Source organism: Streptomyces sp. (assembly GCF_031178505.1).
Lineage (GTDB): Bacteria > Actinomycetota > Actinomycetes > Streptomycetales > Streptomycetaceae > Streptomyces > Streptomyces gulbargensis.
Genome location: NZ_JAPSIW010000343.1, coordinates 1 through 7,114, shown reverse-complemented (window position 1 = coordinate 7,114; position 7,114 = coordinate 1). Strand labels below are relative to the sequence as shown.

Genomic DNA, 7,114 nt, shown 5'->3' with positions numbered 1-7,114 from the left:
GCCGCATCCGGCGGGCCGACACGGCGCCTCCTGGCCCGGGCGTCGCCGGACCCCGCGTTCCCCGACGCATCCCGCCCGCTCCGGCGCACCGCCCGTACGCCGACCGACCACGACGACTCCGCCGGACGTGTCCCCGCCCGTCCGGCGTTCGTCGTGCCCGGCCGCCCCTTGGCATCGGCCGCCCAGAAACCCGCCCGCGCCGCGTCAGGCGATCACGCCCGCCTCCCGCAGCTCCTTCACCTCCGCCCCCGGCACGCCCAGCTCGGCCAGGACCTCGTCGGTGTCCTGCCCGAGCGCCGGGACGCGGCCCATGCGTGCTTCCGGCGCGTCCGGGAAGACCACCGGCGGCAGCAGCGCCCGCAGCGGCCCCACCGGGGACTCCACCTCCCGCCACCGGTCCCGGGCCGCGAGCTGCGGATGGTCCGCCAGCTCCGCGACCGAGTTGAGCCGGGCGCAGGCGATGCCGGCAGCGTCGAGGCGCGCCAGGGCCTCCTCCACCGTCAGCGGGGCCAGCGCCCGTGCCACCACCGCGTCCGTCGCCGCGCGCCCCGCCACCCGGGCCGCGTTCGTCGCGAAGGCCGGGTCATCGGCGAGGTCGGGACGGCCGAGGACCCGCTCGGCCAGCCGCCGCCACTCGCGGTCGTTCTGCACCGACAGCAGCACCATGCCGCCGTCGGCCGTCGGATAGGCGTCGTAGGGCGCGATCACGGCGTGGGCGAGCCCCGTGCGCGCCGGGGCCGTGCCCCCGTGCATCCCGTGGTGCAGCGGGTGCCCCATCCACTCGGCGAGCGAGTCCAGGAGCGACACCTCCACGGGCCCGCCGCGGCCGGTCGTGCCCCGGCGGACGAGCGCCGCGAGGATGCCCGAGAAGGCGTACATGCCCGCGGCGATGTCGGCCGCCGGGATGCCGGACTTCACCGGCCGCTCGGGCGTCCCGGTCACCGAGACGAGGCCCGCCTCGCACTGGACGAGCATGTCGTAGGCGCGTTTGCGGGCGTACGGGCCGTCCGCGCCGTATCCGGAGACGTCCACCGCGATCAGCCAGGGGTGCGCGGCACACAGCGTCGCGGCGTCCAGGCCGAGGCGGGCCGCCGCCCCCTGCGCCAGGTTCTGCACGAAGACGTCGGCGCCCGCCACCATCCGCCGTACCAGGTCCATGCCGCGCGGGTCCTTCAGGTCGACCGCCACCGACTCCTTGCCGCGGTTGCACCAGACGAAGTGCGAGGCGAGGCCGCGGGCCGCCGTGTCGTACCCCCGGGCGAAGTCACCGCCGTCGGGGCGCTCGATCTTGACGACCCGGGCCCCGAGGTCGGCGAGCTGCCGGGTGGCGAAGGGCGCGGCGACGGCCTGCTCGACGGCGACGACCGTGATCCCCTCCAGGGGGAGTGGCTGAGTGCTCATGGCAGCCCTGCCTACCCTGCCGGCGGCACCCTTGTCACCCGGCCCCCGTACCCGCTCCCGTCCCCGGGCGCCTCGGCCCGCCCGGTCCGTCGCTCACCCGCCGCGGCTGTACCGCCGTACCGCGAGCGGGGCGAAGACGGCGACGAGGGCGAGGGACCAGAGCAGCGCCCCGGCCACGGGGTGGGCCACCGGCCAGGCGGCGTCCGCCGGGACGGGCGCGTTGCCGAAGAGGACGCGCACCGCCGTCGTCACCGCCGAGATCGGGTTCCACTCGGCCACCGCGCGCAGGTGGTCCGGCATGCCCTCGGTGGGGATGTACGCGTTCGACAGCAGTGGCAGGACGAAGGTCGCGCTGCCGAGCTGGCCGGCCGCCTCCTCGCTCCGTGAGGCCAGGCCGAGCAGGATGCCCACCCAGGTCATGGCGAAACGGAACAGCAGCAGCAGTCCGAAGGCGGCCAGGGCCTCCGGCACGGACCCTTCGATCCGCCAGCCCATGGCGAGCCCGACCAGGATCATCGGGACCGTGCCGGCCGCGCACGCCACCAGGTCGGCGAGGGCCTGCCCGAGCGGCACCGCGCCCCTGCTCATCGGCAGTGTCCGGAAGCGGTCCATGACGCCCCGGTGGGCGTCCTGCGCCGCCTGGAACATGCCGGTCATGAGGCCGCCCGCCGCCGTGGCGACGAGCAGGCCGGGCACCAGGTAGGACCGGTACTCGGCGCCCGGCATGGCGAGCGCGCCGCCGAACACGTAACCGAAGAAGAGGAGGAAGACGATCGGCATCGTCTGCGTCATGACGGTGATCGCCGGGGCGTGCCGGATCCGCAGGAGGTGGCGGCCGAGGACCGCGGCGCCGTCGTACGCGAGCGTCGTCATGCCGCCGCCTCCGTCCGGCCGGTGAGGCGCAGGAACACCTCGTCCAGGGTGGGCGGGCGCAGCGAGGCGTCCACGATCGGGACGCCGGCCGCGTCCACCTCCCGGACGATCCGGGGCAGGGTGAGCGCGGGGTCCGTGGTCAGCGCGCCGACGGTGCGCCGCTCGGCGTCGAGGACGGGGGCGTTGCCGGTGAGCCGGTCGAGGACGGCCGCAGCGGCGTCGAGCGGTCCGGGGCCGGCCACGACCACCTCGGCCCAGCCGCCGATGAGGGACTTGAGCGCGGCCGGGGTGCCGCGGTGGGCGGCCCGGCCGTCCTCGACGAGGACGATGTCGTCGGCGAGACGGTCGGCCTCCTCCAGGTACTGGGTGGTCAGCAGCACCGTCGTGCCCTCGGCCGCGAGCCGCCGGACGGCGTCCCAGATGCCGTTCCGGCTGTGCGGGTCGAGCCCGGTGGTGGGTTCGTCGAGGAAGAGGACCGCGGGCCGGGCCAGCAGGCTCGCCGCCAGGTCGAGGCGGCGGCGCATGCCGCCCGAGTAGGTCCGGGCGGGCCGCCCGGCGGCCTCCGTGAGCCCGAACTCCTCCAGGAGTTCGTCGGCCCGGGCAGGCGGCACGCGCAGCAGCCGGGCGAAGAGGCGCAGGTTCTCCGTGCCGGTCAGATCGCCGTCGACGGAGGCGTACTGGCCGGTGACCGCGATCCGGCGGCGCACCCCGCCCGGGTCGCGGACCACGTCGTGCCCGGCGACCCGGGCGGTGCCCGCGTCGGGGCGGACCAGGGTGGCGAGGACGCGGACGGCGGTGGTCTTCCCCGCGCCGTTGGGCCCGAGGACGGCGCAGACCGTGCCCTCGGGGACGGCCAGATCGAGCCCGCGCAGGGCGTGGACCTCGCCGTACCGCTTGCCCAGGCCCTCACTAAGTACAGCGTACGTAGTTGTCATGGGGTGACCATAGCGCACTACGTACGGTGTACGTAACTACGATGGGAGGCGAGGTGATGATCCATGGCGGGCCGAGCGGCCGAACCCGAAGTGATCTGGGCGCGCCCCGAGCGCGCAGGACGAGGCCCCAGACCGGCCTACACCCGGCGTGACATCGCGGACGCCGCCGTCCGCATCGCCGACTCCGACGGCCTGGAGGCGGTCTCCATGCGCCGCGTCGCCGCCGAACTCGGCTGCGGCACCATGTCCCTCTACAACTACGTCCCCCGCAAGGAGGACCTGTACGAGCTCATGGTCGACGCGGTCAGCGGCGAGTACGACCTGCCCGAGAAACCGAGCGGCGACTGGCGTGCCGACATGACCGCGCTCGCCCACCAGACCCGCGCCCTGATGTACCGCCACCCCTGGCTCGCCCGGGTGATGACCACCGCCTACTTCCTCAGCCCGAACGCCCTGCGCTACCTGGACTGGTGCCTCGGCTGTCTCGCGCCCCTGGACATCGAGCCCGGCCTGAAGATGCAGCTCATCGCCATGGTCAACGGCACGGTCATGGCCACCGTCGTCAACGAGCAGGCCCTCGCCGAACGCGCCCGCTCGCTGCCCTGGACCGAGGAGCAGGAACAGTCCGTCCGCGCCGCCTACCTCGCCCGGCAGGCCGCCGGCGGGCGCTACCCGCACCTGGCGGAGCTGCTCGCCGCGCCGTCCGTTCCCGTCGACCCGGACGAGATCTTCGACATGACCATCGCCCGCCTCCTGGAGTCCTTCGCGCCCCCCGTCACAGGAGCATGAACTGCCCCTCCGGGCCCTCCTCCTGATGATCCAGTACGGACGCGGGGCGGCGGGCCCGGTCCGGCACCGGGAGCACCCCGGCCGCCGTCAGGGCCGCCCGGCCGCCGCCCCCGGCGGTGAACGCCGCCCGCTCCGGCTCCCGCGCGCCCAGCAGGGCCAGCGCCGTCACGAGGCCCAGCAGCTCCGAGGTCCACTCCTGCGGCCAGGCCGCGGGACCGACGGCCTCCAGCGTGCCCGGCTCGGCCGGCGCGGTCCGCCGCTCGAACCACTGCTCCAGGACCCGCACACCGCCCACCCGGAACTCCCAGGCCTCCACCGGCACGGGAGAGATCCGGCCCTCACCGACACCGAGGACCTCCGCGCCCGGGTCGTACGACAGATCCGCCGGGCGCGCCGGGACCGCCGCCCGCACATAGGGGCGCCGCCCACCCGGCAGCCGGGGCCGCGCCCCGCTCAGCGCCCCGCCGAGCTGGACGTCGGCGAGCTCCCGGCCCAGCCGCACGCCCGCCGACCAGACGTCCGGGTCCTCCGGCAGCGGCACCCGGCACCCGGCCGGCGAGGGCGAGGCGGCGGCGAGCGTCCACGCCAGCCAGTCCGCGGCGTCCACCCCGCGGCCGTACCGCTCGCTCAGGAAGGGCAGCAGACCGGGGGCGAGGTTCGGCTCCCGGCCGCCGGGGCGGCGGAACAGGGGCCGGATCCGGCCCGGCCGGCCGGCGGGGGAGCGGCCCTCCGGGAGCGCCGCCGTCACGAGCAGCGCCGGCCCCGCCGCCTCACCGGGCACGTACCCCTGCTCCACGGCGAAGACCTGGGGCGCGCCGGCGACCCGCCAGAGTTCGGGGCGCGCCACGTCGATCAGCCGGTGGTCGGGGAGCAGCCACTGTTCGTCGAAAGGCCCGCGCGCGACCCGCACGGGCTCGGGGCACGGCCCGGACTCCCGCGCGAACCGCGCCGTGCCGGTGCGCTGCCCGGGCAGCGCCGCCACCGCGCTCGACGGCGTCCGCGCCCGGCTCGGCCGGAAGAGCGCCTCCCGCTCCGCGCCCCCGGCCGCCACCAGCCGGTCCCAGCGGGCCCGCAGCGTGCGGGCGTCCGGCGCCGAGATCCAGGACCGCCCGAACCGGAGCGGCGCGACGGACCAGGGCATCAGCTCGTCCAGCAGGGGCGCTTCGTCCGGACCCGGGGCTTGCGTCACGCCCCGCATGCTAACGACCCCCGCCGGGCGGGCTCCAGCCTGCCCGGGCGAGGGCTCCCGGCGCCGCGGCCTTCGGGCCCGAGGGCCCCGGACGCGACCTAGTCGGCCTCCACCGTGACCGTGAAGGAGAAGCGGTCGCCGCGGTAGCGGATGCGCGCCACGTCGACCACCCGGCCGTCTCCGTCGTAGGTCACGCCGGTGTAGTGCAGGATCGGCGAGAGCAGCGGGACCCGGAGCAGACCGGCCGTCTCCGGGTCGGCCAGGCGGGCCTCCACCGTGTCCGTGATCCGGCTGATCCGCACCCCGACCACGTCCCGCAGGACCTTCGTCATCGGCCACCGCTCCAGATCCACCGGGTCGATCGCGGCCGCCAGCTCCGGAAGGACCGCGTTCTCCGCCCAGTTGGTGGGCTCGCCGCTCTCCCCGTCCGCGCGCAGCCGCCGGTACGTGACGACCTCCGGCACGCCCGGGAAGTGCTCGGCGAGCTCACCGGGCACCGGCTCGGCACCGTGCCCGAGCACGGTGGTCCGCTCGCCCGACTGCTGGGCCACGATCGCGTCGATCGAACCGAGCAGGCGGCGCGGCGTGGAGCGCCGCGCGCCGGGCTCGATGAAGGTGCCGCGCCGCCGGTGGCGGCTGATCAGCCCCTCCTCCTCCAGCTCCTTCAGCGCCTGCCGCATGGTCAGCACGCTGACGCCGTAGTGCGCGGCGAGCTGCTCCTCGGTGGGCAGCCGCAGCGAGGCGTCCGGCGCACGGCCCAGTATCGAGGCGCGGAGGGACTGCGAGACCTGGTACCACAGCGGAAGCTTGCGGTTCAGGACCAGGGAGTCGGGGGCGAAGGCGGTCACGGCGTTCTCCGTACGACGACACTACGACCGGAAGTGGCGCTCAAGACCCTGCCATACGCCGTCGTAGCCCTTCTGCAGGTGGTCGGCGTTCGCCGCCTGACCGGTCGCGGTGATCGGCCAGCGCGTCTCGAACATGAAGGCCAGGCCGTCGTCGATCTTCTGCGGCTTCAGCTCGGCGGCGCTCGCCTTGTCGAAGGTCTCCCGGTCGGGGCCGTGCGCCGACATCATGTTGTGCAGCGAGCCGCCGCCGGGCACGAAACCCCCCTTGCCTGCGGTCTTGGCGTCGTACGCGCCCTCGATCAGGCCCATGTACTCGCTCATGACGTTGCGGTGGAAGTACGGCGGGCGGAAGGTGTCCTCACCGACCAGCCAGCGGGGGGCGAAGACCACGAAGTCCACGCCGGCGAGGCCGGGGGTGTCGGACGGGGAGGTGAGGACGGTGAAGATCGACGGGTCCGGGTGGTCGTACGAGATCGTCCCGATGACGTTGAAGCGCCGCAGGTCGTAGACGTACGGGGTGTGGTTGCCGTGCCAGGCGACGACGTCCAGCGGGGAGTGGTCGTACGTCGCGGACCAGAGGTTGCCGCAGTACTTGTTGACCACCTCGACCGGGCCCTCGACGTCCTCGTGGGCGGCGACGGGGGCGCGGAAGTCACGGGCGTTCGCCAGGCCGTTGGCGCCGATGGGGCCGAGGTCCGGCAGCTGGAACGGGGCCCCGTAGTTCTCGCAGACGTAGCCGCGGGCCGTCTCGTCGAGCAGCTCCACCCGGAAGCGGACACCGCGCGGGATCAGGGCGACCTCGCCGGGGCGGGCGGCGAGCAGCCCGAGCTCGGTGCGGAGCAGCAGGCCGCCGTGCTCCGGGACGATCAGCAGCTCGCCGTCGGAGTCGCCGAAGACCCGCTCCATGGAGGCGTTGGCGTGGTAGAGGTGCACGGCCATGCCGGTGCGCTGCGTCACGTCGCCGTTGCCGCCGAGGGTCCACAGGCCGGCCAGCCAGTCCGTCCCCGGCGCCGGCGCGGGCAGCGGGTCCCAGCGCAGCCGGTTCGGGTCGGGCACGGTCTCGGTGAAGGGCGCGCCGC

At 75.2% G+C, this 7,114-nt stretch carries 7 protein-coding genes; 1 reads left to right on the top strand and 6 read right to left on the bottom strand.

Translation table 11 applies throughout. The features are described from left to right. Positions 1–204: 204 nt before the first annotated feature. The 3 genes from RIF68_RS21305 to RIF68_RS21295 form a co-directional block, all read right to left on the bottom strand. Positions 205–1,401 (bottom strand): CaiB/BaiF CoA-transferase family protein, encoded by a 1,197-nt coding sequence (locus tag RIF68_RS21305; protein WP_309052888.1) that lies wholly within the window; start codon positions 1,399–1,401, stop codon positions 205–207. Positions 1,402–1,494: 93 nt separating this feature from the next. After that, on the bottom strand, positions 1,495–2,274 hold the full coding sequence (locus RIF68_RS21300) for an ABC transporter permease (protein WP_309052887.1): 780 nt from the start codon (positions 2,272–2,274) through the stop codon (positions 1,495–1,497). After that, complete coding sequence (locus RIF68_RS21295) at positions 2,271–3,209, bottom strand: ATP-binding cassette domain-containing protein (protein ID WP_309052886.1); 939 nt, start codon at positions 3,207–3,209, stop codon at positions 2,271–2,273. Before RIF68_RS21295 ends, RIF68_RS21300 begins: the two co-directional genes overlap by 4 nt. 63 nt (positions 3,210–3,272) lie before the next feature. On the opposite strand from RIF68_RS21295, the gene RIF68_RS21290 reads away from it, so the two are divergent. Further along, a complete protein-coding gene (locus tag RIF68_RS21290) occupies positions 3,273–3,998 on the top strand; it encodes a TetR/AcrR family transcriptional regulator (protein WP_309052885.1) in 726 nt (241 codons plus the stop codon). On the opposite strand, the gene RIF68_RS21285 is transcribed toward RIF68_RS21290, so the two are convergent. The 3 genes from RIF68_RS21285 to hmgA all read right to left on the bottom strand — a co-directional run. Continuing rightward, positions 3,985–5,196, bottom strand: coding sequence for a type ISP restriction/modification enzyme (locus RIF68_RS21285; protein ID WP_309052884.1), 1,212 nt, complete (start codon positions 5,194–5,196; stop codon positions 3,985–3,987). The genes RIF68_RS21290 and RIF68_RS21285 overlap by 14 nt on opposite strands. Positions 5,197–5,285: 89 nt before the next feature. Then, the gene (locus tag RIF68_RS21280) at positions 5,286–6,035 is read right to left on the bottom strand and encodes a GntR family transcriptional regulator (protein WP_309052883.1); all 750 of its coding nucleotides are present in this window, start codon (positions 6,033–6,035) and stop codon (positions 5,286–5,288) included. A 21-nt stretch (positions 6,036–6,056) separates the two neighbouring features. Beyond that, a partial coding sequence (hmgA, locus tag RIF68_RS21275; RefSeq protein WP_309052882.1) for a homogentisate 1,2-dioxygenase occupies positions 6,057–7,114 on the bottom strand: 1,058 nt, incomplete at its 5' end.